Below are 26,634 nucleotides of genomic sequence, written 5' to 3' on the forward strand. Positions count from 1 at the left end.
ACGTGGCGCCGGACCGGGGCCGCCCGCACCGTGCCCGGCGCCGGCTGCGATGGCGAGCAGCGACGCCATTTCGGCGCACGTTGCCGCCGAGGGTTGATCGAAGTCAACGCACGGGCGTCGCAGGCCGCCGATCATGATAACGAAGCTACGCGCGACGGTGCGCATGGCGGGTTATCTAGCGGAGTCATCCATGTACCAGAACATCATGGTTGCGACCGACGGCAGCGTGCCGTCGATGCATGCGCTCGCCGAGGCGCTGAAGCTGGCGAAGCTGAGCGGCGCCCGTGTGCGCGCCGTCTATGTGATCGATACGTCGGTGCTGTTCACGTATGCGGGTCTCGGCGATCCGCGCGAACTGCTCGAAGACGCGCGCATCGGCGGTGCCGAGGTGTTGACGAACGCGCAAAGCGCGTTGGCGCAAGCGGGCGTGGCGGGCGATACCGAGTTGATCGAGACCGATAGCATTGGCGACGATATCGCGAGCCGGTTGGAGCGCTATGTCGAGCAGCACCATTTCGATCTGGCCGTGATCGGCACACACGGGCGTCGCGGCGTGCGTCGTCTGCTGCTGGGCAGCGTCGCGGAACGCTTCGTGCGCACGTCGAGCTGCCCGGTGCTGTTGGTGCGGGCCGACGAGCCGCCGCGCAGCGCGCGTGCGGCGGCCTGATCACGCGGAGCCGGACATGGCGCGCAAACAATATCGGATCGTCGCCGCCACGATCTGCGTTTTTCTGTCGCTCGCAGGCATGATGGCGGTGGTGACCAGCATGCTGTTCGATAACGGCGCGGCGTTGCGCTATGGCGCGATCGGATTGATTGCCGGGATCGCGGGCTTCGTCGTGATGCTCAATCCGGGCGAGAAGCGCACGTAACGTTGTGCAGACCGGGGCGTGAGCGGACGACGTGTGCCGGTGCCGATTCGAGCGTGCATGTCGAGGCGAGCCAGGCGACGCGAGCGCTGGGGCATCGGATTGTTGCCGGGATGCCGAATACGGTCAAACTCGAGGCGCGTGCATCGCAAGCTTCGCATGCATTTGGCGTCGCCCATTTGACCATCGGCGGGCGTGCCGGGCGGCGGATATCGGAAGGGCGCGATGCGGATTCAATTTTCCGCACATTTCGCCGCGTACTGCGCCCACGATCTGCCTATGCGCTGTTCGCGCGTCGGGCAAACGCCGGCGACTCGCGCGCGAACGTTGCGCGCACGGCTGAAACGCTTGGAGATCACGTCGACGCCTGCGCGTTGCGTGATCGGAACATTCCCGTGCCCGGCAAGCCGGAAAGTCGATCTCGCTCAGATGCAAGGAGGCGGACATGACGCTGACAGGCACGATTCATACGACGCAATGGTCGGTCGACGTCGACACGTCCGCTGCACCGGAAGGCGGCTATCGCTGCCGCATTCAGGTGGCGCACCAGTCGGCTGGGCAGGCGTTCGAGCGCGCCTTCGAACTTGGCCGCACGTTCGCGACCGAGCGCGACGCGGTGCTTGAAGGATTGCGCGCGGGCATGACGTGGATCGAGATGAAAACGTCGCATGCGTTCAACGTAAATTGACGTGACGGCCGGCTGGTCAGCCGCACGGAGCGATGGCCGGCACGAATCCGACGGTTCCCCGGCGTTGCCTCGTGCCGACACGCCCGATATGCGCGAAAAATGCCCCGCCATGCACGGCGAGCAACGCATCCCGTTACTGTTCATTTTTATTCGACATGGCAGACGGCGAAGCGCCGGCACACGGTCGCCCGGATACCGGCGTCGAAGCGCCCGATCGACGACCGGAATCATTCGAATAGCACGCTCGCGCTGCGGCCTGCGATGCCGCTTGATGCACGTCAACGCGCGAACGGCAGCCATCCGGATCATATGAACCGGGGTTGAAATCAGGACGGCTTTGCATGGGGTTTGGCGTGTCGAGGCGGTAAGCCGGATGGGCTCGAGGTGCGATGGGAGGAGAGTTTGATGGGCGTCGGCATGCAAATCGCCTATTTCGGTTTCGCCGGATCCGCGCGGATCGAGGCCGAAGCCAGCGTGCAGCTCATGCGGCTCGGCCGCTTCGACGGCAAGATCGCGAACTGTCTGCTTGTGGTCGAGGCGCTGCACGAATCCGATGGCTGCACACTGTATGACGCGCGGCTCGATTTGCTCGCCCGCGGTCGTGAGTCGATGCCGAACATGCGCTGCACGCACGCCAATGCGCTCGTCGCGATCCGGCATGCGTTCGATGTGGCGGAAGCGCTGCTCTTGCGCGCGCGGCTCGATGAATCTTGACGCAGAGCGTCGGTACAGGCGGAAGGAGAGCGTGATGCGTGACGAAGGGTTGATCGAGTTGCTGCGTGAGGCGGCCGCAGACACGTCGATTCCAGATGGGGCGCTACAGCGCTGGTTGGACGATGAAGTCGCGCGGCTCGAAGAGGGGGCGTTGATTCACGATTACGTGCGCGTGTTCGCGATACGGCGCGTGCGCGAGCGGCTGGCCGCCGTGCGCAAGCGTTGAGCCGCGCGCGCTGCGCACGGCGATGCCACCGGGCGATGTGCGCACGCAAAGCGTGGATTACCTACGCGATGGCGTATGGGTGAAGCGTGTGGCTTCATAGCGACTGCGCACCACGGCGATGCGGCGTTCTTCGTGCCGGCAGCGAACAGCCAAGCGCCCCAGATGCCGGTGCGCATTCGCGGTCGCTGCCGCCAGCCGTTGGCGAAAACGCAAGGGCGGGGCCGGCAGCGGGACGTCGGCCGCGTGGCCGCGCTACCGTTGCGTCGCGCATCGCACGGCGCGGCCTGCGCCGATGCCTGCCGCGCTCAGATGCGTTGCAGCCCGTCGAGATCGACGATGCGAATCCGTTTGCCGCGCGTGGCGACGAGGCCGTCGCGCTGAAACTTCGACAGCATCCGGCTGACGGTTTCGAGCTTCATGCCCAGATAGCAGCCGATTTCCTCGCGCGTCATCCGCAAATTGAACTCGGCCGGCGAATAGCCGCGCGCCTCGAAGCGTGCCGACAGATTCAGCAAGAACGCGGCGATCCGCTGCTCGGCCGTCATCGTACCGAGCAGCGCCATCAGGCTCGATTCGCGAACGATTTCGCCGCTCATCAGTTGGTAGACGTGGTGCTGCATCGGCTTTACGTCGCGGCATACCTGCTCGAGCTGCGCGAACGGAATGATGCAGACCGTGCTGTCCTCCAGCGCGCGCGCGTCGGTGTTGTGGCGTCCCGTGTGCAGTCCGTCGAGCCCGAGAGATTCGCCCGCGATCTGGAAGCCGGTCACGTGTTCGCGGCCGTCGCGATGCGTGAGTACGGTTTTGAACGAACCGGTGCGCACCGCGTAGATGCTTTGAAACGGGTCACCGGACCGGTACAGCGTATCGCCGCGCTTGACTTGCCGGGTCGTGCAAATCAGCGCGTCGAGCTGGGCGAAATCGGCGGGCGTCAGATTCGGCGGCATGCAGACTGCGCGCAGCGCGCACGATGAACAGCGCACCGTGCTGCGCTTGGGCTGATTCGCGCGCATCGATGCCGGCATCGGCGAAATGGGATGGATCGGGATAGCGGTTAGGGCGTGGTTCAGCATGATCTGCTCCGGTTTATTGGCTCATATCCGATCGGCGTTGGTGCGCGATCGCTTCGATCGTTCTGCATGCGGCGTCAAACTCGACGGTCTTGTCGAAGAAAAAATCCGCGCCGGCCGCGCGGGATGCCGCGCGGAATGCCGGCCCCGACAAATTCGTCAGCACCACCGTCACGACTCTCGGAACCCGGCGCGACAGCGTCGCGATGAGTTCGAGGCCATTGCCGTCGGCAAGACGAAGGTCGATGATCGCGATGTCCGGCTGGCACGCGGACAACCCCGCCAGCGCCGCAGCCAAATCCTCCGCTTCTCCGACCACGGCAATGCCGGCCAATGCGCCGAGCCGCGCGGCGATCCGGCAGCGCACCGGCTTGGCGTCGTCGACGAGATATACGCTTACGGGTGCCGGCGTGGGTCTGACATTCATGGGCGTCAGTATCGTCTGCCCAGCGCGCGGGGAAAATCGGCGCCGCTTGAAGTTTGAGTAGGCTCGGCGGAAGTGTTGTAGGGGGATTCCTACAACGATGCGGCGTTGCGTCGCGTTGCCATCGTCAGGCCCCGCAATGGGCCGAGGGTTGGGATGCCGCCAGCTTGCTTCGACGCTGGTTGTCGCGCGCGGCGGGTACGGTCGCGGGGGAGGGTGACGCGCAAGCGGCTGCCATGCGTTTCCGTTCGGCAACAGGGCGCGATGCCGATCCCATTGATGTGCCCCGCTGCCGGCGCGCGCCGATTCGGATAAATGCGGGCAAGCGCGTGGCCGGGCCGTGCGGGTTCCAGGCGGTCGCGCGAACCGGCGCGGCAGCGGGCCGTATGAGAAACAGACCGGCGCCGGGCGTGGCAAGAGCGATGAAGCGGCGCCGCAGTCTTGAGTTCCGCTGGCGCCGCAGGTTGTCGTCAGCGCTTCGCTACCGACGCCGTCGACGCTTGCCGCAAATATTCGCGGACTGGCGGCATGCGCGAGACGTTTGCGCCCGTCACGCTGATCGAGCCTGTCGTCGAGCAGCCGGGCGGCGGGGGCAGCGGATTGCCGTCGAGCGTGTTCGCCTGGCAAATGAGCTGGCTTGCCGAGCAGCCAGCCGCCTGCAACAGCGCGATCGGCGTATCGTTGATCGACGCGAACGCATTGCCGGACACGTTGACGTCGCAGACGTTGCCGAGCGTGCGCAGGCCCTGATAGTGGGTGCGGGAGACGCGGTTGCCCGTCACGGACACGCGCGTGACCTTGCCGCTCGGCCAGGTGTTGATCTCGATTCCGCCCATGTATGCCGGATCGCGCGGGTTGTTTGGATTGGGCAGCTCGATGTTGGATACGTCGTTGTTCGACACGACGACGTTCGTCGAATTGTAGGTATTCCAGCTATCCTCCTGCGCAACGAGGATGCCCGCCGCCTTCTCGACGTTCTGCACCGTGTTGCCGGTGATCGTCACGTCCGCGCCGCCGACCACGGTCGCGCCGCGCCCCCAGTAGTTGCCGAGCAGCTTGTTGTTCTGGATCAGCACGTTGCTGCACATCTTGCCGTCGGGGATATAGCTGACGACGGCGACCATGTCGTCGCCCGTGTTCTTCACCGTGTTGTCACGCACGAGCACGTTGCGCGAGCCGTGGGTGGTATGGATACCGTCGGCGAGCGTGTCCTGCACCGTGTTGCCGACGACCGCGACATCCGCGCCGCTGAACACGAAGATGCCCGCGCTCGCGCCGCCGCGAATCGTCACGTCGAGCACCTGGATGCCGGAGCCCTCCACATCGACTTTCGTCGAGCTGGGTGTCGCCAGCCGTGTCGTTCCGGTGCCGACCAGCGTCACGCCGACGAGCGTCGAATTCTGGCCGCGCATTTCGATCGTCTGATCGGCGTCGTTGGTCGCGATGAGCGTCGCGCCGTAGCCCGACACCACCGCTTGCAGAGTCTTTACCACCAGCGAGCGGCCGACGACGTACTGCCCCGGTGCGAACACAAGGCGCTGGCCGGCTTGCAGCGAGTCGAGCGCGCGCTGGATCGTGTCGGCCTGATCGGTGTTGTCGCCCGTCGGATGAAGCGTGACGTCGGGGAGTGCTGCCGCGAGCGGTGCGGGTGCGGCGGGCTGGGCGGCTTGGCTGGCCGCGGCAACGGACAGTGCGGCGACGAGTGCGGCAAGAGCGGGAAGCGATCGAGTCATGGTGAACCTTTCTTGGTGGAATTTTTCGTTAGCCTCACGCTAAGCTTTCGAAAGGATCGGCGTCGGTGTGTTAGCCAACACTTTGTGCCGTGTCGAATCCAAATATCGACGCGCGATGCGCGTGCGGCTTTGCGTGCGCATCCGCCGGTGTGTGAAGCCGGCGATCGGCTCGTGGCGCGCGTCGCGATGTGGGATCGCTGATGTCCGGCTGGCTTATCCGGTCGCGCGCCGCCGCCACCTATCGCTAGGTTCGCGCCGACAGCCATTCGGCAATGCGCGGCCATGCGTTTCGCAACGTGCGTGAGCCCATGAAGAGGCCGATATGGCCGCCGGGTACGAGCTGGCTCGTCACATCGGACGCGGGTGTGCCGAGATAGTGGCGCGCATCGAGCACCTGCTCCGGTGTCGTGATGTCGTCGTCTTTGCCGGCAAGCAGATAGACCGGGCACGTAATGGTCTTCAGATCGAGCGTGCGGCCCAGCGCGACGAATGTCCCCTTCGCGAGCCGGTTTTCCTTGAAGAGCTGCACGATCGCCTGCAGATACCAGCGCCCGGGCAGATCCACGGGATTCTCGTACCAACTCGCGAATGCCTCCGCACGGCGCACGTAGGTCGGATCGTCGATGTGCTCGTACATGTCGATGAGATTGCCGACATAATGCTGCTCCGGATGCATATTCTTCCAGCCGCGCAGCATCATACGGCCGCGCATCAGTCCGCCGCCGGTTCGCACGAGTTCTTCGTAAAACGATGTCGGATACGCGTGCGCCATGCGCTTGATCGGGCCGTCGCCGGCGTCGGTATCGATCGGTGAGCCGGCGAGCACGACGCTTGCCACCTTGTGCGGAAACCGCGCGGCATACATCGCGCACAGCCAGCCGCCCTGACATAGCCCGACGAGGTTGACGCGGCCGCCGATCTCGTCGACGCACACGTTCAGTTCCGCGAGATATTGATCGATCTCCAGATCCTTCATGTCGTCCGTCGCGCTATGCCAATCCGTCAGATACAGGCGCGTCACACCATGAGTGCGCAGTGTCTCCATTAAGCTCTGGCCGGGCTGATAGTCGGCGATCATCGCGCTATGGCCGGCGTAGGGCGCGTCGACGATCGTTGGCAGCCCGGCGGCCGGCGCGATCGAATAATCGCGAAACGTCATCGTGCGCAGCGCGAGCAGCGGCCGGTTCGGCGACGCGAGCGACGGCCGCAGCTCGAAATGCAGCTTTTCCTCTTCGGCGAGGAAGTGCATGTAGCGGGCCGTCCAGCTATTGCCGGCTTCGATGAAGGTGGCGGCGGCGGCGAGCGGCCAGAAGATCGGCAGCGTGGGAGGGGCGACAGGCGGGGCGTTCGAGGGACGGTTCATGCGGGTGTCGGCGGTCCGATTGAAACTGGTCAAATACCGCTCGGCCAGCGCTGGCTGGGAACGGCGGCGCGGGGCGGTGTGGCGGGGAGGGTGCGAATGCGCTCGCGCCCCCGGCGGCGAGTCGACGCAATAAGAAAGCGGCAATGCCGATAGGCGGCGCGTAACGATGTGTTGTTGCATCGACGCGTGGCGCTGCCTCGAGGACGAACTCGGCAGCGCGCGAACCGCGCGTTGCCCACAGCGTATGTGCGGTGCCGGGCATGGCGTGCGCCCGCATGGTCGAGCGAGGCTCCGCCGTCGGCCGCCATTCAGCGGGCGGCGCGCGCCGGGGCTACGGATGCCGCGGGCGCGGGCGTTGCCGCACGCTCGGCAATGCGGTCCATCAGCTTCGCACAGAGATAAACGAGTAGCGCGCCCGCGGCAGCGCCGTGCAGGTCGCCTGACATCGTTGACAGGCTGGTCAGCCGATCGAGCCCGGTGACGACGGCGGCCGTCGCGAGCCAGAGTACGAGCGCATCGACTGGGCGGTCGTGGCGCAGAGGGTGCGCAAACGGTGCGGGCCGTGGAGCGCGGGCGGAACGACGCAAGGTTCGCATGACTGCCTCCTGAATGAAGTAACGCGACAAGTTGAATCGATTGTGGGCGAATCGGCAGGCAACCTGATGATCTGCATCAAATGCCGAAATGCGGGCGCGGATAGTCTTGGTTTTGTCATATCGATACCGGCTTGAAGAACATGCATATCCGAGAAATTCGTTCGAAGATCGACAGCACGCAGTCGACACGCAAGATCACACGTGCAATGGAAATGATGGCGCGCACCCGGATGGCCAGCGCGCAGCGGCGCGCGCGCGAGTTTCGTCCATACGCGGCGCGCGTGACGGCGATCGCCCAGCGGATGTTGCGCGATCGGCCCGATTACACGTCGGTGCTGATGAGGCGGCGCGAGCCGGTGCGTCGCGCGGGCTTGATCGTCGTCAGCACCGATCGCGGCCTGTGCGGGCCGCTCAACACGCGGCTGCTCGTCGCGTGTGCCGATACGCTCGACGCATGGCAGCGTAAGGACATACAGAGCGAGCTGAGCGTGATCGGCGCGCGCGGTGCGGCGCCGCTCGCCCGGCATGGCGCAAACGTTGTCGCGCGCACCGCCAATCTCGGCGGCGAACGGCAATTCGATGCGGTGCTCGGCGCGCTGCTGGTGCCGCTGACCGCGTTCATCGACGGCGAGCTGGACGAGGTGTGGATTGCCTATAACCGGTTGACGAGTGCGCTGTCCTACGAGCCTCGAATCGAACGGATCTTGCCGGTCGACGGCATCGAACCGCTCGGTAGCGAGCCGCTTGCGCCATACCTGTACGAACCGGCGCCGAAGCCGGTGGTGGATACGATCCTGTTACGGTACGTCGAAGCGTGCTTTTACCAGGCGGTGGTCGAGAACGGCGCATGCGAGCAATGCGCGCGGATGTTCAGCATGCAGGCCGCGACGCGCAACGCCGACCAGATGCTGCGCGATCTGCGGCATCTGTACCAGAAGACACGGCAGGCACGGATCACGACGGAACTGTGCGAGATCGTGGCCGGCGCCGCGGCGATTTGACGGAGCGTGCGATGCCGTTATCGTTGCGAGTCGATGTCCTGAGCATCGACGCCGTGCTCTATGCGGGTGAAGCGCGCATGGCCATCGTGCCGGGCGACAGCGGCGAGCTGGGTATTTATCCGCGGCATGCGCCGCTCTTCACGCGGATCCGGCCCGGCGTCGTCACGATCGTCGATGCGCGCACGGGCAAGCCGCTGCGTTTGCTGGTCGCGGGCGGCGTGCTCGAGGTGGCGCGCGAGGGCGTCACGCTGATTGCCGATCATGCGTTGCGCACGCCCGAGCTGGATGCGATGCGTGCGGGCGCGGCGCGCCGCGCGGCCGACGAGTGGCGCCGGCGCTATGCGCAAGAAGTCCGGCGGCCGTTCGATGTGGCGGCGGCGAAGACGGAATTGATCGACGAGATTCGCCGGTTTTTCGCCCTTGCGATGCATCGTGAGACGGCGCGCGACGGCGTGGATGCGCCGAGGTAGCGGCGTGGGCGCCGGCGGCCGATGCCGGCTTGGGCGCGCCGATTCGGAGCAGCACATGACGGGCCCGCCGTTTCGGCGCGGCGCGCTCATGCGCCCGAAGCCGGTTCGCCGCCGCCGTTACAACTCGTCGGGATCGTCGAACAGACGATGGCGCATCGCATAGCGCACGAGCGCGGCCTCGTGCGGCATCTGCATCTTTTCGAGAATGCGGGTCTTGTAGGTGCTGACCGTCTTCGTGCTCACGCAAAGCGTTTGTGCGATCTCGGAAATCGTCTCGCCGGCGGCGATCCGGCGGAACACGTCGAACTCGCGATCCGACAGGCGGTGGTGCGGCAGGGTGTCGGCGGGCTCGTTCAGGCTCTGCGCGAATTGCTCGGCCATCGTGATGCTGACGTAGACGCCGCCGGCCGCGATCTTCGTTACCGCGCCCACCAGCTCGGCGCTCGCGCTTTCCTTCGTCATGTAGCCGGACGCGCCCGCGCGGAATGCGCGCACTGCATACTGCTGCTCCGCGTGCATGGTCAGCACGAGGATGCGCAACGCGGGCTTTTCGTCCTTGATCTGTTTGATCAGCTCGATACCGTGGCGGCCCGGCATCGATAGATCGAGCACGAGCACCTGCGCGTCGGCGTCGCGCACGAGTGCGATCGTCGATGCGCCGTCCCACGCTTGGCCGGCCACTTCGAAGCCGCTCGCGTTTTGCAGGATATGGCGCAGGCCGTCGCGTACCAGCGTGTGGTCGTCGGCGATGAGTACCTTGATCATGAAAGCGACTCGGATTGTTGGATTGCGTGCAGCGGCAACGCGACCGTGATCGTGAAGCCTTGCCCGGGCGTACTGTCGATCGTCACCGTACCATCGAGCATGTGCGCGCGCTCGCGGATGCCGATCAGGCCAAACGACTGGCCTTCGCGGGTGCCGCCACGGGCGCCCTGGCCGTTGTCGGCGATGCGCAGCACGCAGTGGCCGTCATCGATTTTCAATGTCAACGCCACCTGCGTTGCGTCTGCGTGCCGCGCGACGTTGGTCAGCGCTTCCTGGACGATACGGAACAGCGTCGTCGCGCCGGCGTTCGTCAACGCGATATCGGCGAGCGCGATGCGCCGCTCGACTTCGATGCCGTAACGATTCGTGAAGTCGGTCGCGAGCCATTCGATCGCGGGAACGAGGCCGAGATCGTCGAGCATGACCGGGCGCAGATCCGCCGCGATGCGCCGCACCGACGCGACGGTCGAATCGATCAGCCGGTGCATGCCGCGCAACTGGCCGCGCACGTCGGCGCCCGGCTGGCCGGATGCGGGCGGCGCGCTTTGCGTATCGGCGGCAGCGCTGGCGCTGCCGAGCGCCAATTCGACGGCCGACAGATCCATTTTCAGCGCGGTGAGCTGCTGACCGAGATCGTCGTGCAGCTCGCGCGCGATCCGGGTCTTTTCCTCTTCGCGGACGTTCTGCAAGTTCGCCGACAGCCTGCGCAGTTCCTCGCGCGATTGCTTGAGCGCATTGTCCGCGCGCACGCGTTCGGTGACGTCGCGCAGCATCACCGTGTAGAGCTTGCCGGAACCGTCGCGAATCTGCGAGATGGACGCCTCGATCGGAAACTCCTCACCGTTGCCGCGCAGCCCGAATAACACGCGCTGACGCCCCATCTGCCGGTCGGATACGCCAGTGACGCCGAATTGCTCGACATGCTTCGCATGCGCGGCGCGAAAGCGCTCGGGGATGAAGCGCGACAGCGGCGCGCCGATCGCATCCATTGCCGATACGCCGAAGACGCGCTCGGCCGCCGGATTGAAAATCACGATCGTCTGCGTTTCGTCGATCGTGATGATCGCCTCCATCGACGAGCGGATGATGCCCATCATCCGCGCTTCGTCGAGCGTGCCGTCCGGCCGCTGCGCCGGCGCGGCCGAACGCCGGCGCGCGAGCCGGTACGCGATGACGGCGGCAGCCGCCGATGCGGCGAACCCGGCGGCGAGCGCGGCGATCGCGTTCGGCGGCAGCGCGGTGTTGTCCGCCGCAGCGTATGCCAGCGACAACGTTTCGCCGCCGAACGTCAGCGTATCGGTCTTGCGCCACGTCGCGCCGCCGTCGCGCGGTCCGGCGGACGGCGATCCCGTCGCATAGATCAGCGCGGCCGGATTGCCTGCGGCGATCTGCAACTCGATGCCGGCGCTGTTCGCGAATTCCAGGAAACGGCGCGGATCGAGTGTCGCATAGACGAATCCGGCCGTTGCTGCGCGGCGTTCGTGGGCGGTTGCATCGACGTTGCGGCTGCCGTTCGCATCGCGGTGCGCACCGCCGCTCGCATAGACCGGCACGTAGAGCGTGAACGCCTGCCGGTTGTGCATGCCGCCGGCGTCATGTGGCACGGGGCGTGCGGCGAGCGCGAGCTGGCCGGTGTCGGTGGCGCGTTGCAATGCGTCGCGCGTCGCCGCATCGTCGACGAGCGCGGCGAACGGCGCGGCGTCGCTGGTTTGGTGCGCGCGGGCGTCGAGCGTGCCTAGCGTGCGCACGGGTGATTGCAGATCGTCGAGTTCGAGCTGGCCGACGTAACGGCGCCACGCATCGTCCGACGGCGGGAACGATGCGGCGACGAAGCCGCGCGCGCTACGCACCACGGCGGCCGCATCGTACAAATGCTGTTGCAGCGATGCAGTGACGTGATCGGCGCGCAGTGCGAAACGCTCGTGAGCAGCATTGCGTGCTTGCTCGTATGCGCGATGCGCGATCGCAATCGACGCGGCGGCGCCGAGCACGAAAGTCAGAACGGCGACCGACATCGCGCGCGTCCCCAAACGGGCGTTTCGCGATGCCGGCGCGAGGTTGGGGGAAGGCGCGCTAACGGTCATCAATGATCATGCCGGCCGGTTGGCCGATAGGTGTGGTGTGAAGGGTTGCCGCCATGCGACGCGGCGGCGCTGGAATTATTAGGCGAAATTGTGCGCGTTTTACGGGATTTCTCCAAATTCGAACTCCGATGGATCGCAGTGGTGTCGGGTTGATGACGATAGGAACGAATTGCCCCGGCACTTCGAATGCCGCGCGCACGCTGCCAAGCCAGCGCGCAATGACAGCGCACTGACAGCGCACATACGCGGGAGCCGCGCTCGAAACCGTGCCGCGTCGCCGCCTCTGGTGCGCATGCGGGATGGATGTCCTGCCGCGCGCCGTCAGGCCAAGGTTGGCGGCGCGCTCGGCCGACGATGCGTGAGCTGCCGAACCGCCGGGCAGTTCGGCATGCATCGAACCGCTTGATTCAGGTCAACCGGCCCCGGCGAATGGCCTCGTACAGTGAAATGCCACGGGGATGCGCCCCATCGACGGAGGAACGGCAATGAAAGCATTGGTATATCACGGTCCCGGTCGCAAATCGCTCGACGAGCGGCCGATGCCGGAACTGCAATCGGCAACCGATGCGATCGTCCGCGTCACGCACACGACGATTTGCGGCACCGATCTGCATATCCTGAAGGGCGACGTACCCACTTGCGAGCCGGGGCGCGTGCTCGGGCATGAAGGCGTGGGCATCGTCACCGTGGTCGGCGCGGCGGTCGATGCGCTGAAGCCGGGCGATCGCGTACTGATCTCCTGCATTTCGTCGTGCGGCCGCTGCGCGAATTGCCGCCGCGGCCTCAATTCGCATTGCGAGACAGGCGGCTGGATTCTTGGCCATCGAATCGACGGCACGCAAGCCGAATACGTGCGGATTGCGCATGCGCAGACAAGCCTCTACCGGATTCCCCCCGGCATGGACGACGAGGCGCTCGTGATGCTGTCAGATATCCTGCCCACCGGTTTCGAGTGCGGTGTGCTCAACGGCAAGGTGCAGCCGGGCTCGACGGTCGCGATCGTCGGCGCGGGGCCGATCGGGCTCGCGGCGCTGCTGACCGCGCAGTTTTATTCGCCTGCACAGATCGTGATGATCGATCTCGACCGCAACCGCTTGGAGATTGCGCGGCGTTTCGGCGCGAGCGCATGCATCGACGGGCGTGCCGGCGATCCCGCCGCCGAAGTGATGAAGTTGACCGGCGGCGTCGGCGTCGATTGCGCGATTGAGGCGGTGGGCATTCCGGCGACGTTCGAGCTTTGTACGGAGATCGTCGCGCCGGGCGGCGTGGTCGCGAACGTCGGCGTGCATGGCGTCAAGGCCGATTTGCATCTCGAGAAACTATGGGACCGCAATGTCACGATTACGACGCGGCTTGTCGATACGGTCAGCACGCCGATGCTGCTGAAGACCGTCGGCGCGGGGCGGCTGGACCCGAAACGGCTGATCACGCATCGCTTCGCGCTCGACGATATCGAGCAGGCTTACGACACGTTCAGCCGGGCGGCCGATACGCAAGCGCTAAAGGTGATCATCGAGACCGCATGACGGCGGCGGCCGCAAACCGGGCGCCGGCTCGCGGCCGCTTCGTTTCACCGGTCTTGTTGCCAATCGGGTTCGAGTCGACATGGTTCGGCGCATGGGTCGATGGCCGGGGCCCCCGCGATCGAAAGATGTCGATCCAAAAATGACGATATGCGACACGCTATGCCGTTTTGTACGCCGGAATAGATCGGCCGCATGTGCGACGCGAGAACGGTTGCCTGAAAAACGATGAGCGCGAGTAAATATTCGGTGGGGCGGATCAACGTTGACGGCTCGCGTTGCCAGCCATCGATTTTGAACGCGATGCGGAAGCGGATGTGGCCGAAAGCCGCACGCTTGCGGCAGATGCGCGGACATGCAACTGCGGGCTCAACCGGTCGTTCGGCTCGGCAGAGCGTTGCGGGGCTTGGCGCTCGCGCATTGACGCGCTATCGGGCCCGTGTGCTGTTATTTGCGCGGCGGTGACGATCATGATCGTCGGATATCGGCCTGTGCGCCGGTTTTGCCGTATCGCGGCTTATTGCGCGAGCATGATTTCGGACAATGCCCAACCTGTTCTATACCACGCATAAACGCCCGCAAGCAGAAAGAACAGCAGCATGCCGGCGCAAAAATCGCCTGCCGCCCCAAATTGGCTCGATTGATCGTTTTGATGTTGCCGAATCGAATTTCTCAAATTCCGGAAACTCGAATTAGAACTCGGTTTGCAGAAAGACGATTCGTCCGCTCGCAGCCGCTCGGAATGCAGGGCGGATTTTCTGCCGGCAAGGACCGTTCCCCATTTGGGGTGGGCAGGTAATCGCATCAGGGCCTCTCAGTATTCTTGCCGCTGTCGGGCAATAGCGTGCGCGGCTGAAGGAAATGTCGATCTCACGGGATTAATGATAATGCGAAATTTCTGACAGGAATGTGTAAGTTATTATGAATTTATAGTGCATATATTTTCCCCGATATTCATTTTTGTTGCTACGGAATGAAGTGATCCGCGTAATCGCGCGTATAGCGGAAATGCACCTGGATGGAAAGCTTATTCTGAATGCGGCTATTCAGCCTGTACCGGGAAAATGATCGATTCGCGATTCCGACCGGGTAGATCGAGCCGGTGTTGCCGATATGCCGAGTGATTGGATCGATCGAATGGCTGGTTAAGCTTTTAGCCGATGCGATTTGCCGTTATCGCGAAATCGATTGAGTCGGGAATGACGCGGCGCGGCGGCGTATCGATGCCGCCGCGCCGGCCGTTCATGCAATGCCGCCGTTCGCGCGCAGCACCTGTGCGTTCACCCATCCGCCGTCCGGGCCGCAGAGGAACGACACGACGGCCGCGATGTCATCCGGTTCGCCGAGGCGTTCCAGTGGCGGCATCTTCGCGTAGTGCTCGATCAACTCGGCCGATTTCCCGTCAAAAAACAACGGTGTCGCGACGGGTCCGGGCGCGACGGCGTTCACCGTGACGCCGCGTCCGCGCAACTCCTTCGCGAATACGCGCGTGAATGCTTCGACGGAGGCTTTCGTCGCGTTGTAGATCGCATAGCCGGGCAGGTTGAGCGCAAGCACGGTGGTCGAAAGGTTGACGATACGGCCACCGTCGTTGATACGCGCGGCCGCTTCGCGCAGCGTGTTGAACGTGCCGCGCACGTTGATCGCGAAGCTCTGCTCGAACGCCGCGTCGCTGAATTCGGCGATCGGCGCGGTGTGGAGGACGCCCGCGTTGTTCACAAGCACGTCGAGCTTGCCCAACTGCTGTTCGACAGCGTCGAACATGCGGCGCACATCGTCGGCTTGGCCGATATCGGCTTGCACGGCAAGCGCGTGCGAGCCGGCCTCCTTCAGTTCCGCGGCGAGCGCCTGCGCTTGCTGCGCGTTCGCCGCGTAGTTGACGGCGATGGCGAAGCCGTCAGCCGCGAGGCGCCGTGCAATGGCAGCGCCGATGCCGCGCGACGCACCGGTGACGACAGCGACTTGAGCGTTCCTGACCTTGTTCATGATGAATGTCCTCAGAGGAGTAATCGGTGAGCGGAATCATCGGGCATTTCTTGGGATGGATAATCGGCGCCATATGGATATAATAATTCTATTTTCATTAACAATTGACCCGGAATCGACGCGATGGACCGGTTTCAGGAAATGCAGGTTTTCGTGCGGATCGCGCAGCGGCAGAGTTTCAGCCGCGCGTCGGATGACTTGCAGATCCCGCGCGCCACCGTCACCAATCTGATGAAGCGGCTGGAACAGCGGCTGGGCGCGCGCCTGCTCGAGCGGACCACGCGTACCGTGCGCCTGACGCCCGATGGCGACGCGTACTATCAGCGTTGCGTCAGGCTGATCGCCGATCTGGAGGAGGCCGAAGGCGCGTTTCGGAACGCCACGCCGAAGGGACTGTTGCGCGTGAATCTGCAAGGCACGCTCGCGCGTCATTTCGTCGTGCCGGCGTTGCCCGATTTCCTTGCGCGTTTTCCGCAGATCCGGCTGCACATCGGCGAGGACGACCGGCTGGTCGATCTCGTGCGTGAAGGCGTCGATTGCGTATTGCGCTCGGGGAATCTGCAGGATTCGTCGATGGTCGGACGACGGGTGGCGCAACTCGAGCAGGTGACCGTGGCGAGCCCCATCTATCTGGCGAAATATGGCGAGCCGATCGATCTCGCGGCGCTATCCGCGCATCACGCGGTCGATTACGTGTCGAGCGCGACGGGCAAGCCGATGCCGCTTGAATTTACCGTCGGCGCGAGCGTGAACGCGATCCAGCTCGATGCGTCGATCGCCGTGACCGGCGCTGACCTGTACACCGGTGCGGCCGTTGCGGGGCTGGGAATCGTGCAGGTGCCGCGCTACCGGATCGCCGGCGAACTGGCGGCGGGCAAGCTGAAGATTCTGCTGAGCGACTACCCGCCGCCGCCGATGCCCGTCACGGTGCTTTATGCGCAAAATCGTCAACTGTCTTTGCGTGTGCGGGCCTTCGCTTCATGGCTGCGCGACTGCTTCGTCACCGCCGCCGTCTAGTGCCCGCCATACGCGCCGGATCTCTAGACGACTGGTCTAATTACTGTTAACATCCGGACCCATGAACTCATCTTCGGGCGCGGAAGTTCGCCAACACATCCTGAACGTCGCGAAGCCGATCATGCTCCACAAGGGTTTTTCGGCGGTCGGATTGAACGAGATTCTCGCTGCGGCGGGCATCCCGAAGGGATCGTTTTATCATTACTTCGGATCGAAGGAAGCGTTCGGCGAGGCGTTGCTCGAATCCTATTTCGAAGGTTATGCCGAGCACATCGACCATGTGCTGTTCCGCCAGCCGGGCACGGGCGCCGAGCGCTTGATGGGCTACTGGAGCAGTTGGCTGCACGCGCAATGCACCGACGATCCGCAGGGCAAATGCCTGGCTGTGAAGCTGGGGGCGGAGGTGTCGGATTTATCCGAGGCGATGCGCGCCGTGTTGAAGCGCGGCACGTCGCAAATCATTGAGCGTTTGGCGCATGGCGTGCGAATCGGGCTCGAGGACGGCTCGCTCACGGGTATCGACGATCCGTATCGGACGGCCGCGGCGCTCTATGAATTGTGGCTGGGCGCGACGCTGCTCGAAAAGGTGCACCGCGATCGCAAATCGCTCGAAATAGCGATGGCGCAGACATTGTTAATGTTGAATCTGCCGGCGTCGTTTCGCGAATCGGCATGAAGGTCGATCTGGATCTGACGGTGGAACAGGAAAAGGCGCGCTTGGACGCGCCTTCTTTTGACTGGTGATCTAGACGACTGGTCTACTATTGATGAGGTAAAAATGCATCATTTTGATTTTTATAACCCGACGCGAATCGTTTTCGGCGAAAAGACGATCGAGCGCCTGAGCGACCTGGTGCCTGCGGCGGCGCGCGTGCTGGTGTTGTACGGCGGCGAGAGTGCGCGCAAGACCGGAACGCTCGACGAAGTCAGGGCGGCACTCGGTGCGCGTGACGTGCCCGAGTTCGGCGGAATCGAGCCGAATCCGACCTACGAGACCTTGATGAAAGCGGTTGAGTTGGTTCGACGCGAGAAGATCGATTTCCTGCTTGCGGTCGGTGGCGGATCGGTGATCGACGGCACCAAGTTCGTCGCTGCCGCCGCGCTGTTCGACGGCGAGCCGTGGCACATCCTCGAGGCGCGCGGCGCGAACATCACCGCGGCGCTGCCGTTCGGCAGCGTGCTCACGTTGCCCGCGACAGGCTCGGAAATGAACAATGCGGCGGTCATCACGCGCCAGGCGACGCAAGCGAAGCTGGCGTTTCGTCATTCGCTTGTGTTTCCGCGATTCTCGATTCTCGATCCGCTCAAGACTTACACGCTGCCGCCGCGGCAGATTGCGAACGGCGTCGTCGATGCATTCACGCATATCGTCGAACAGTATCTGACGTATCCTGCACAGGGTTTCGTGCAGGATCGCTTTGCCGAAGGTCTGCTGCAAACGCTGATCGAAATCGGCCCGAAAGCGCTCGACAGGCCGCACGACTATGTGATTCGCGCGAACCTGATGTGGGTCGCGACGCTCGCGCTCAACGGCCTGATCGGCGCCGGCGTGCCGCAGGACTGGGCCACGCATATGGTTGGCCACGAACTGACCGCGCGCTACGGGATCGATCATGCCCGCACGCTTGCGATCGTTCTGCCGTCGATGCTGCAGGTTCGGCGCGCCAGCAAGCGCGGCAAGCTGCTTCAATACGCCGAGCGCGTATGGCAAATCACGGACGGCCCGGAAGAGGCGCGCATCGACGAAGCAATTCGCCGCACGCGCGCATTTTTCGAGAGCCTCGACGTGAAGACGCGCCTTGCCGACTACGGCATCGGCGCAGACGCGATCGACGGCCTGATCGCGCAACTGGACGCGCACGGCATGACGCAGCTTGGCGAACACAAGGACGTGACGCTTGACGTGAGCCGCCGCGTGCTCGAAGCAAGTCTTTGATTCCGGACGAACCTTCATCCATGACATCGATACCGACGGAGGGACTTATGTCGCAGAGCCAAACCACGAATCGCAGGATCATTTTGAACTCGCGTCCGCACGGCGCGCCCACTCTGGAGAACTTCCGCCTCGAGACGGCGCCGGTGCCGACGCCGGCGCAAGGACAGGTGCTGATACGCACGGTCTGGCTGTCGCTCGATCCGTATATGCGCGGCCGGATGAATGATGCGCCGTCGTATGCGGCGCCCGCCGAACTCGGTGAACCGATGGTCGGCGGAACGGTGGGCCGGATCGTGTCGTCGACGCTGCCGACCTTTCGCGAAGGAGATTTCGTGCTTTCGGCGAGCGGTTGGCAGGATTTCGCGCTGTCCGACGGCTCGGGGCTGATGCCGCTTGGCTCGATCGCGCATCCGTCGTATGCGCTCAGCGTGCTCGGCATGCCCGGCTTCACCGCCTATTGGGGGCTGCTGAAGATCGGCGAGCCGAAGGCGGGGGAAACGGTCGTTGTCGCGGCGGCGAGCGGCGCGGTCGGCTCCGTCGTCGGACAGATCGCGAAGTTGAAGGGTTGTCGCGTCGTCGGCGTGGCGGGCGGTACGGACAAGTGCCGCTACGTGACGGACACGCTCGGCTTTGACGCGTGCGTCGATCACCGAGATTCCGATTTCGCGCACAAACTTGCCCAGGCGTGCCCGAAGGGGATCGACGTGTATTTCGAGAACGTTGGCGGTCCGGTATTCGATGCGGTACTGCCGCTGCTCAACGTCGGCGCGCGCGTGCCGGTGTGCGGCATGATCGCGCATTACAACGACAGTGAGTTGCCGCCGGGGCCGAATCGTCTGCCGAAGCTGGTGGGAAGCCTGTTGACGAAGCGCATCAAGATGCAGGGTTTCATCATCTCCGATCACTACGCGGAAGGATATGCGGCATTCCTGAAGGAAATGGGCGAATGGGTCGCGCAGGGCAATGTGAAGGTGCGAGAGGATGTCGTCGACGGACTCGAGCAGGCGCCGCAGGCTTTCATCGGGCTGCTCGAGGGGAAGAATTTCGGCAAGCTGATCGTGCGCGTGGGGCCCGACGCGCTTTGATCCGACCTGTCGTGCCCGCCGTGCGTCGAGCCGGCCGCGGCGGATGCCGAATCGTCATTTCAGGGAATTCATCATGAAAGTTTTAGTGGTTCTAACCTCTCACGATCAGCTTGGCGACACCGGGGAAAAGACCGGCTTTTGGCTTGAAGAGCTGGCCGCGCCTTATTACGCGCTAAAGGATGCGGGCGTCGAATTGACGCTCGCGTCAGTCAATGGCGGGCAGCCGCCGCTCGATCCGAAGAGCAATGACGCCGCGTTTCAGACGGATGCGACGCGCCGCTTCGACGCCGACGCGCACGCCAAGGCCGCGCTGGCAGCCACGCTCAAGCTGTCCGACGTGTCGGCCGACGACTACGACGCATTGTTTTATCCAGGCGGGCACGGCCCGCTCTGGGATCTGGCCGAGAACGCGCATTCGATTGCGCTGATCGAGCGCGCGATCGCCGCGGGCAAGCCGGTGGCCGCGGTCTGCCATGCGCCGGCGGTATTCCGTCATACGAAGGCGGCCGACGGCGGCCCGCTCGTCAGCGGCAAGAAGGTGACCGGCTTCACGAACACCGAAGAGCAGGCGGTGGGTTTGACCGGCGTTGTGCCGTTCCTGGTCGAAGATATGCTGAAGGCGAACGGCGGCCGCTATTCGCGGGCCGACGATTGGCAGCCCTATGCGGTGACGGACGGCTTGTTGATCACCGGTCAGAATCCGGCGTCGTCCGAGCTCGTCGCACATGCGTTGCTCGATCAATTGAAATCGAATCGGGATGGAATACATGCAGGCAAACAATGACACGTCGGTTGGCTCGTTGTGGCATGCGCGTTACCGGGAAAGCGCCGCCGACAGCGGGCACGTGGCGTCGAACGAAGTCGTGCGCAATTTGCTGAATCATCGGTCGGTCCGTGCGTATTTGCCCGGTGCCGTACCGGAATCGATGCTGGCCGCCGCGATCGCGGCGGCGCAATCGGCATCGACGTCGTCGAATCTGCAGGCTTGGAGCGTGATTGCGATTACGGATCCGGCGCGCAAGGCGAGGCTTGCGGCACTCGCCGGCAACCAGCTGCATATCGAGACAGCCCCGTTGTATCTCGCGTGGGTGCTCGATTTGTCGCGCTTGCGGCGCGCGGGCGAATCACAGCGTCGGCCGACGGACGGCCTCGATTATTTGGAAACCTTCGTGGTGGGTGCCGTCGATACCGCGCTCGCGGCGCAAAACGCCGCGGCGGCGTTCGAGTCGTTCGGTCTCGGGCTGGTTTATATCGGGGGGATGCGCAATCATCCGGAAGCCGTCGCGCGCGAGCTTGCGCTGCCCGCGCAGAGCGTCGTGCTGTTTGGCATGTGCGTGGGATTTCCCGATCCGGACCATTTGCCGGCGGTGAAGCCGCGTTTGCCGCAGACGGCCGTGCTGCATCGCGAACAGTACAATGCGTCGGCCGAACACGAATCGATCGATGCGTATGACGAGCGTGTGTCCGAGTATCTGCAGGAGCGAGGCGGCAATGCGGGTTCGTGGCGCGAGGCGGCCGTTGCGCGCATCGGTTCGGCCGGCGCGCTGAGCGGCCGGGACCGGTTGCGCGAGGCGCTTTCGGCATTGGCGTTCAAGCTGCTTTGACGCGCACGGCAGCGCGAGAATCGAATTGCAGCCCGAATTCAAAAAAGGAACGAGTATGACTATCTATGTGTTTGCCAGCGTGATTCCGAAGCCTGAGCATGCCGATGCTGTCGATGCGCATTTGCGCCAGCTTGTCGCGGCGACTCGCGCGGAGCCGGGCAATCTCCGCTACGACTTGTTTCGCCAGACCGACGGCGCGCCGGGCTTTCATCTGTTCGAGGCGTATGTCGACGAGGCCGCGCTGGATGCGCATCGCGCGAGCGCCCATTACAACGCGTATCGCGCGAACGCGGCCGAGTGGTTTGCGCAGCCGCCCGTCGTGAAGGTGCTGACGGCGATCGATGCGGTTCAGCAATAAATCGTTGGTATAAGAACGAGAACGGTGGATGCGGTGCAGGCCGTGTCCGTTGCGGCGCGTGGATTGCATTGCCGTGGTTCGCGCATCGATTCCGCATGGCGGCCGGGCGTTGCGCGGCCGTGCGCATACGCGATTCGCCTGCATCCGCACCCGACGATAGCCCGTCCGGTAGCCCACCATACCTAGCCGGTCATTCCTGGAGAGAGCATGATCAGTTTGAACATCAACGGCACGACTCAAACGGTCGACGCCCCCGCCGATATGCCACTGCTTTGGGTGTTGCGCGATCTAGTCGGCTTGACCGGCACGAAGTTCGGTTGCGGTATTGCGCAGTGCGGTGCGTGCACCGTGCATCTCGACGGCGTTGCGGTGCGTTCTTGCGTGCTGCCGGTCGCGGCGGTCGGCGACAAGAAGATCACGACGATCGAGGCGGTCGGCGCGACGCCTGCCGGACAGAAGATCCAGCAGGCATGGCGCGAACTCGACGTCGTGCAATGCGGGTATTGCCAGTCCGGCCAGGTGATGGCGGCGGCCGCGCTGATCGCGTCGAACCCGCATCCGGGCGACGCCGACATCGATGCGGCGATGGCGGGCAACATCTGCCGCTGCGGCACCTATAACCGGATTCGCGCGGCGATCAAGCATGCCGCCAAGGAGGCCTGACATGTCGCGCGGACTGATCGAAGCGGGCCACGCTGATGCCGTATCGGCAGCGGGCGAAGGCGTGTCGCGCCGCACGTTCCTGAAATTCGGCATCACGCTTGGTGCAGCGGCGGGAGGCGGCCTGCTGCTCGGTTTCAGCATGCCGGCGGCGGGCGGCGATGCGCGCCGCTCAGTGATCGGTGGTGATGCCGCCGAGCCGGCGCAGCCGGGCGTGTTTGCGCCGAATGCATTCGTGCAGATCGATCGCGCCGGCAAGATCACGCTCGTGATGCCGAAAGTCGAGATGGGGCAGGGCGTATACACGTCGCTTCCGATGCTGATCGCCGAGGAGTTGGAGGCGCCGCTGTCGAGCGTCACACTCGATCACGCGCCGCCGAACGAGAAGCTGTTTCTCGATCCGTTGCTCGGCGGCCAGCTCACCGGCGGCTCGACGTCGGTTCGTTACGCCTGGGAGCCGCTGCGTCGTGCGGGCGCGACTGCGCGCACGTTGCTCGTGGCGGCCGCTGCGCAGCAATGGAAGGTCGACCCCGCCTCGTGTCGCGCGCAGGACGGCGAGGTGCTGCATCCGGCGAGCGGGCGGCGCGCGTCATATGGGCAGCTCGCGGATGGGGCGGCGAAGCTGCCGGTGCCGAAAGACGTGGTTTTGAAGAAATCCGAGGACTTCAAACTGATCGGCAAACCGTTCAAGCGGCTCGATTCTCCGGAGAAAGTCGACGGCAGCGCGCAGTTCGGTCTCGATGTGCGTCTGCCGGGCATGCTGTATGCGGTGATCGTCAACAGTCCGGTGTTTGGCGGCACGGTCGCGCATGTGGATGACGGCGCGGCGCGCAAAGTGCCGGGCGTGCGGCAGATCGTCATTGCGGACAATGCGGTCGCGGTGGTCGCGGACCATACCTGGGCGGCCAAACGTGGCGCTGCCGCGCTGAATGTTCAGTGGAACGAAGGAGCGGGAGCGCGCGTATCGATGCAGGACATCGTGGCGGATCTCGCTCGCGCAGCCGGGGGCAATGGGGCCGTCGCGCGCAAGGAAGGCGATGTCGAGCGTGCGTTCAAGGATGCAAAGACGCGCGTCGAGGCTGTCTATGAGCAGCCGTTTCTCGCGCACGCGACGATGGAGCCTGTCAATTGCACGGTGCACGTCCGACCGGACGGCTGCGACGTGTGGGTGGGCACGCAGGTGCCGACGCGTGCGCGCGATGCGGCGGCGCACGTGAGTGGCTTGCCGGCCGACAAGATCAAGGTGCACAACCATCTTCTCGGCGGCGGCTTTGGCCGCCGGCTCGAGATCGATATGGTCTCGCAGGCCGTCAAGATCGCCAGGCAAGTGAACGCACCAGTGAAGGTCGTTTGGACTCGCGAAGAGGATATCCGGCACGATATGTACAGGCCGTATTACTACGACCGGATTTCCGCGGGGCTCGACGCGAACGGCAAGCCGATCGCATGGCAGCACCGGATCGTCGGCTCGTCGATCATCGCGCGCTTTGCGCCGCCCGCGTTCAAGGACGGCGTCGATCCGGATGCGGTCGAGGTGGCCGCCGATTTGCCGTATGACTTGCCGAATCAATTGATCGACTACGTCCGGCAGGAGCCGCGCCACGTGCCCACAGCGTTTTGGCGCGGTGTCGGGCCGACGCGCGGTACGTTCGTCGTCGAGAGCTTTATCGACGAACTCGCCGCGCAGACCAAGACAGACCCGGTTGCGTACCGGCGCGCGTTGCTCGGCAAGAGTCCGCGCGCGCTCAACGTGCTCGACGTTGCCGCGAAGGCGGCCGGCTGGGGCGAGACGCTGCCCAAGGGGCAAGGGCGCGGCGTATCGGTGATGCATGCGTTCGGCAGCTTCCTGTCGATGGTCGCGGATGTCGTGGTCGAAGATGGCGACGTGCGCGTGACGCGCGTCGTGTGCGCGGTCGATTGCGGGATGGTCGTGAACCCGGACACGATCGAGGCGCAGATTCAGGGCGGTGTCGTTTTCGGCATCACAGGCGTGTTGTATGGCGAGATCACGATCAAGGACGGCCGGGTCGAACAGGGGAATTTCACCGACTACCGGATTCTGCGAATCGATCAGACGCCACGGATCGACGTGCATATCGTCAAAAGCACCGAAGCGCCCGGAGGGATTGGCGAGCCGGGAACCGCGGCGCTGAGTGCCGCGGTTGCGAATGCGATCCATGCGGCGACCGGTAAGCGCTTGCGCAAGCTGCCGGTCGGCAATCAGCTCAAAACCGCCTGACGATGGGGATGCCAATGATTCGTACCACTCAAGTTCTGGCCGGCGCGGCGAAAGCGCTCGCCGCACTCGCGCTGGGCGCGATCGTGCCGGCCGTCGCGGCGGCGGCCGCGCCGGCCGAAGATGCACTCGTCGCGCGCGGAGCCTATCTTGCGAAGGCGGGCGATTGTATTGCGTGCCACACCGCGCCGCGCGGCAAGCCGTTCGCGGGCGGGCTGCCGATGATGACGCCAATGGGCGCGATCTATTCGACCAACATCACGCCTGATTCTCAGACGGGAATCGGCGGCTACACCGAAGCGGATTTCACACGCGCATTGCGCGAAGGCGTGGCCAAGGACGGACACAATCTGTATCCGGCGATGCCCTATACGGCTTATGCGAAACTTCGCGACGACGACGTGAAGGCGCTCTATGCGTATTTCATGCGTGGTGTGGAACCGGTGCAGCAGGCTAATCGGGCATCGGACATTCCGTGGCCACTCAATATGCGCTGGCCGCTGAAGATCTGGAATGCGGTGTTTCTCGACAAGACCATTTATCAGGACAAGCCGGGCAAGGATGCGGCATGGAATCGCGGTGCGTATCTGGTGCAGGGGCTTGGCCATTGCGGATCGTGCCATACCCCGCGCGGTGTCGCGCTTCAGGAGAAGGCGCTCGACGAACGGGGGCCGGCGTTCCTCTCCGGCGCACTGATCGACAACTGGTTCGCGTCGAATTTGACGGGCGAATTCAATACCGGGCTCGGCCGTTGGAGCGATGCGGAAGTCGTGCAGTTCCTGAAGACGGGTGCGAACCGGCACGCGAGCGCATTCGGCTCGATGACGGACGTGGTCAACCACAGCACGCAATGGTTGACCCCCGACGATCTGGGCGCAATCGCGCGTTACCTGAAAACGTTGCCGGCCGCGGGGGGCAACGGCGCGCCGCCGTACCGGTACGATGCGCAGGCAACGCAGGCTCTGCTCGCGCATCCAGCGAGCGATGCGGGCGCGAAGGTGTATGCCGCGTATTGCATGCATTGCCACGGCGTCGACGGCAATGCGTTCGCGCCATTGCTTGCCCCGCTCGCTGGAAATCCAAATGTGCTGGAGGCGAATCCGGCTTCGCTGATCAATGTGACGTTGAACGGCACGGCGGATTTGGTGATCGACGGGCTGCCGGCCGCGTATCCGATGCCAAAGTTCGCGAACGTGCTGACCGATCAGCAAGTCGCCGACGTGCTGACGTTCATGCGTGCTGGTTGGAACAACGGTGCGCCCGCCGTGCAGGCGGCCGACGTCGCGAAGCTCAGAAAGGCGACGCAGGCGGCGCGCTGAGGCAGTATGGCCGGCGTGTCGAGCACGCGCCGGCTTGCCGGCGATTGTCGAGCGCTGCCGCCGACGGTGCGTGGATTTTGACGCACGCCGCCGCACACCGCGGACATCGCGTGAGTGTGGCGACGGGCATCGGCCGCTTGGGTGCCGAGCGGGCGATGCAGGACAACACGGCATCCGTTAAGCGTTCGACGCATGCCGCATGATGGTTGTGCGGTTGCGCGAACCGAAGTTCGGCGTTCCGGTGCGGATGAAGGTACCGATGACGCGGGCGTGCTGCGTGAGCGCGAACTCGGTGAGCGTGTTCGACGCGCGGCGGTTTGGTGGGACACCACTGTTCATCAGCCATCCTACGGGAATCGTCGGGTCCGGTCTGCCGACTCTTCGTGGGGAAGCTGACGTTCGTGCCGTACCAAAGTGCATTGACGAGCTGGGTGGTGTTCACTGCGCCCGGCCACGCCAGCGAATCTCGATTTCGCATTTCGTTTTCCAACCAATTTTATTTATTTAACGGACTGAAAATTAAAGTTGGCGAAGATGATTTATTATTGAATTTCCGATTTCACAATAGCCAACGAACGTGTAATTTGAGATTCTGGATTGTCGAAATCTATTGGCGAATTTCGTACCGTTGACTAGTATGAAACTGGCTCGTGTCCCTCGGTGCGAGTCGGAATCATAGCTTCCATTTGCGCGACCTTCGGGTCGCGCTTTTTTTGAATTTAAAAATATGTTTGGTGGTTTTAATTAATTCAAGTAAGGAATTTATTATTAATATTTAAATTAATTCAATAGGTTTTGCGGTCGCGGTGTATGCATGGTTCACCTGACCTGATGCAAGCTTAAACACTGGGGATGCATGTTGTTGAAACCTCAAGGCTTCGTAGCGAAGGCGGTAGCGGCGGCGGCG

Annotated in this window: 28 protein-coding genes; 19 read left to right on the forward strand and 9 right to left on the reverse strand. The window is 64.0% G+C overall.

Translation table 11 applies throughout. The features are described from left to right. Positions 1 to 190 precede the first annotated feature (190 nt). From BSIN_RS01885 to BSIN_RS01910, 6 genes are all read left to right on the forward strand, one after another. Entirely contained in the window at positions 191 to 667 is a 477-nt protein-coding gene (locus tag BSIN_RS01885) for a universal stress protein (RefSeq protein ID WP_089339329.1), read from the forward strand. A 16-nt stretch (positions 668 to 683) separates the two neighbouring features. Continuing rightward, the gene (locus BSIN_RS01890) at positions 684 to 872 is read left to right on the forward strand and encodes a DUF2964 family protein (RefSeq protein ID WP_059519664.1); all 189 of its coding nucleotides are present in this window, start codon (positions 684 to 686) and stop codon (positions 870 to 872) included. Positions 873 to 982: 110 nt separating this feature from the next. Next, positions 983 to 1,318 carry a hypothetical protein gene (locus BSIN_RS25015; protein WP_143757265.1) on the forward strand — a complete coding sequence of 112 codons (336 nt, stop codon included), beginning with the start codon at positions 983 to 985 and terminating at the stop codon, positions 1,316 to 1,318. Then, a complete protein-coding gene (locus tag BSIN_RS01895) occupies positions 1,315 to 1,557 on the forward strand; it encodes a hypothetical protein (protein ID WP_059519663.1) in 243 nt (80 codons plus the stop codon). The genes BSIN_RS25015 and BSIN_RS01895 overlap by 4 nt, the downstream gene beginning before the upstream one ends. 405 nt (positions 1,558 to 1,962) lie before the next feature. Further along, the gene (locus tag BSIN_RS01905) at positions 1,963 to 2,271 is read left to right on the forward strand and encodes a hypothetical protein (RefSeq protein WP_089339331.1); all 309 of its coding nucleotides are present in this window, start codon (positions 1,963 to 1,965) and stop codon (positions 2,269 to 2,271) included. A gap of 34 nt (positions 2,272 to 2,305) precedes the next feature. Next, positions 2,306 to 2,497, forward strand: coding sequence for a DUF3562 domain-containing protein (locus BSIN_RS01910; protein WP_059519671.1), 192 nt, complete (start codon positions 2,306 to 2,308; stop codon positions 2,495 to 2,497). A 305-nt stretch (positions 2,498 to 2,802) separates the two neighbouring features. On the opposite strand, the gene fnr is transcribed toward BSIN_RS01910, so the two are convergent. From fnr to BSIN_RS01935, 5 genes are all read right to left on the reverse strand, one after another. Beyond that, positions 2,803 to 3,522: a fumarate/nitrate reduction transcriptional regulator Fnr gene (gene fnr / locus BSIN_RS01915; RefSeq protein WP_231936092.1), complete on the reverse strand. Its 720-nt coding sequence runs from the start codon at positions 3,520 to 3,522 to the stop codon at positions 2,803 to 2,805. A 61-nt stretch (positions 3,523 to 3,583) separates the two neighbouring features. Further along, positions 3,584 to 3,994 (reverse strand): response regulator, encoded by a 411-nt coding sequence (locus BSIN_RS01920; protein WP_089339332.1) that lies wholly within the window; start codon positions 3,992 to 3,994, stop codon positions 3,584 to 3,586. A 467-nt stretch (positions 3,995 to 4,461) separates the two neighbouring features. Further along, positions 4,462 to 5,724: a right-handed parallel beta-helix repeat-containing protein gene (locus BSIN_RS01925; RefSeq protein ID WP_089339333.1), complete on the reverse strand. Its 1,263-nt coding sequence runs from the start codon at positions 5,722 to 5,724 to the stop codon at positions 4,462 to 4,464. Between the two features lie 244 nt (positions 5,725 to 5,968). Further along, a complete protein-coding gene (locus tag BSIN_RS01930; RefSeq protein WP_089339334.1) occupies positions 5,969 to 7,087 on the reverse strand; it encodes an alpha/beta fold hydrolase in 1,119 nt (372 codons plus the stop codon). A 308-nt stretch (positions 7,088 to 7,395) separates the two neighbouring features. Then, entirely contained in the window at positions 7,396 to 7,683 is a 288-nt protein-coding gene (locus tag BSIN_RS01935) for a hypothetical protein (protein ID WP_143757267.1), read from the reverse strand. Positions 7,684 to 7,823: 140 nt separating this feature from the next. Between BSIN_RS01935 and atpG the strand changes: the two genes are divergently transcribed. Both atpG and atpC read left to right on the forward strand, forming a co-directional pair. Next, a complete protein-coding gene (gene atpG / locus BSIN_RS01940) occupies positions 7,824 to 8,684 on the forward strand; it encodes an ATP synthase F1 subunit gamma (RefSeq protein ID WP_089339357.1) in 861 nt (286 codons plus the stop codon). Between the two features lie 11 nt (positions 8,685 to 8,695). Next, complete coding sequence (atpC, locus tag BSIN_RS01945) at positions 8,696 to 9,154, forward strand: ATP synthase F1 subunit epsilon (protein WP_059519655.1); 459 nt, start codon at positions 8,696 to 8,698, stop codon at positions 9,152 to 9,154. Positions 9,155 to 9,271: 117 nt separating this feature from the next. Here the strand turns inward: atpC and BSIN_RS01950 are convergent, their stop codons facing one another. Beyond that, positions 9,272 to 9,919 (reverse strand): response regulator, encoded by a 648-nt coding sequence (locus BSIN_RS01950; RefSeq protein WP_089339336.1) that lies wholly within the window; start codon positions 9,917 to 9,919, stop codon positions 9,272 to 9,274. After that, complete coding sequence (locus BSIN_RS01955) at positions 9,916 to 11,934, reverse strand: PAS domain S-box protein (RefSeq protein WP_440244573.1); 2,019 nt, start codon at positions 11,932 to 11,934, stop codon at positions 9,916 to 9,918. The genes BSIN_RS01950 and BSIN_RS01955 overlap by 4 nt, the downstream gene beginning before the upstream one ends. 554 nt (positions 11,935 to 12,488) lie before the next feature. Between BSIN_RS01955 and BSIN_RS01960 the strand changes: the two genes are divergently transcribed. Continuing rightward, positions 12,489 to 13,529 carry a zinc-dependent alcohol dehydrogenase family protein gene (locus BSIN_RS01960; protein WP_089339338.1) on the forward strand — a complete coding sequence of 347 codons (1,041 nt, stop codon included), beginning with the start codon at positions 12,489 to 12,491 and terminating at the stop codon, positions 13,527 to 13,529. Between the two features lie 514 nt (positions 13,530 to 14,043). On the opposite strand, the gene BSIN_RS25020 is transcribed toward BSIN_RS01960, so the two are convergent. Both BSIN_RS25020 and BSIN_RS01965 read right to left on the reverse strand, forming a co-directional pair. Next, positions 14,044 to 14,331: a hypothetical protein gene (locus tag BSIN_RS25020; RefSeq protein ID WP_143757269.1), complete on the reverse strand. Its 288-nt coding sequence runs from the start codon at positions 14,329 to 14,331 to the stop codon at positions 14,044 to 14,046. A gap of 437 nt (positions 14,332 to 14,768) precedes the next feature. Then, a complete protein-coding gene (locus BSIN_RS01965; RefSeq protein WP_089339339.1) occupies positions 14,769 to 15,512 on the reverse strand; it encodes an SDR family oxidoreductase in 744 nt (247 codons plus the stop codon). A gap of 123 nt (positions 15,513 to 15,635) precedes the next feature. Here BSIN_RS01965 and BSIN_RS01970 point away from each other — a divergent pair, with 123 nt between their 5' ends. The 10 genes from BSIN_RS01970 (at position 15,636) to BSIN_RS02015 (ending at position 25,727) form a co-directional block, all read left to right on the forward strand. Further along, positions 15,636 to 16,529, forward strand: a complete 894-nt coding sequence (locus BSIN_RS01970; protein ID WP_089339340.1) for a LysR family transcriptional regulator — start codon at positions 15,636 to 15,638, stop codon at positions 16,527 to 16,529. 61 nt (positions 16,530 to 16,590) lie between these two features. Next, positions 16,591 to 17,205 (forward strand): TetR/AcrR family transcriptional regulator, encoded by a 615-nt coding sequence (locus tag BSIN_RS01975; RefSeq protein ID WP_089339341.1) that lies wholly within the window; start codon positions 16,591 to 16,593, stop codon positions 17,203 to 17,205. A gap of 102 nt (positions 17,206 to 17,307) precedes the next feature. After that, the gene (locus BSIN_RS01980; RefSeq protein WP_089339342.1) at positions 17,308 to 18,465 is read left to right on the forward strand and encodes an iron-containing alcohol dehydrogenase; all 1,158 of its coding nucleotides are present in this window, start codon (positions 17,308 to 17,310) and stop codon (positions 18,463 to 18,465) included. A gap of 47 nt (positions 18,466 to 18,512) precedes the next feature. Continuing rightward, on the forward strand, positions 18,513 to 19,550 hold the full coding sequence (gene curA / locus BSIN_RS01985; RefSeq protein WP_089339343.1) for an NADPH-dependent curcumin/dihydrocurcumin reductase: 1,038 nt from the start codon (positions 18,513 to 18,515) through the stop codon (positions 19,548 to 19,550). A gap of 73 nt (positions 19,551 to 19,623) precedes the next feature. Further along, a complete protein-coding gene (locus BSIN_RS01990) occupies positions 19,624 to 20,334 on the forward strand; it encodes a type 1 glutamine amidotransferase domain-containing protein (RefSeq protein WP_089339344.1) in 711 nt (236 codons plus the stop codon). Next, positions 20,318 to 21,154 (forward strand): nitroreductase family protein, encoded by an 837-nt coding sequence (locus BSIN_RS01995; RefSeq protein ID WP_089339345.1) that lies wholly within the window; start codon positions 20,318 to 20,320, stop codon positions 21,152 to 21,154. The genes BSIN_RS01990 and BSIN_RS01995 overlap by 17 nt, the downstream gene beginning before the upstream one ends. A 55-nt stretch (positions 21,155 to 21,209) precedes the next feature. After that, positions 21,210 to 21,512: a putative quinol monooxygenase gene (locus BSIN_RS02000; RefSeq protein ID WP_089339346.1), complete on the forward strand. Its 303-nt coding sequence runs from the start codon at positions 21,210 to 21,212 to the stop codon at positions 21,510 to 21,512. A gap of 207 nt (positions 21,513 to 21,719) precedes the next feature. Then, positions 21,720 to 22,175 (forward strand): (2Fe-2S)-binding protein, encoded by a 456-nt coding sequence (locus BSIN_RS02005; RefSeq protein WP_059519643.1) that lies wholly within the window; start codon positions 21,720 to 21,722, stop codon positions 22,173 to 22,175. Position 22,176: 1 nt separating this feature from the next. Beyond that, positions 22,177 to 24,411 carry a xanthine dehydrogenase family protein molybdopterin-binding subunit gene (locus BSIN_RS02010; protein WP_089339347.1) on the forward strand — a complete coding sequence of 745 codons (2,235 nt, stop codon included), beginning with the start codon at positions 22,177 to 22,179 and terminating at the stop codon, positions 24,409 to 24,411. Between the two features lie 14 nt (positions 24,412 to 24,425). Further along, positions 24,426 to 25,727: a cytochrome c gene (locus BSIN_RS02015; protein ID WP_089339358.1), complete on the forward strand. Its 1,302-nt coding sequence runs from the start codon at positions 24,426 to 24,428 to the stop codon at positions 25,725 to 25,727. Positions 25,728 to 26,634 lie beyond the last annotated feature (907 nt).

Source organism: Burkholderia singularis, assembly GCF_900176645.1.
GTDB classification, from domain to species: domain Bacteria; phylum Pseudomonadota; class Gammaproteobacteria; order Burkholderiales; family Burkholderiaceae; genus Burkholderia; species Burkholderia singularis.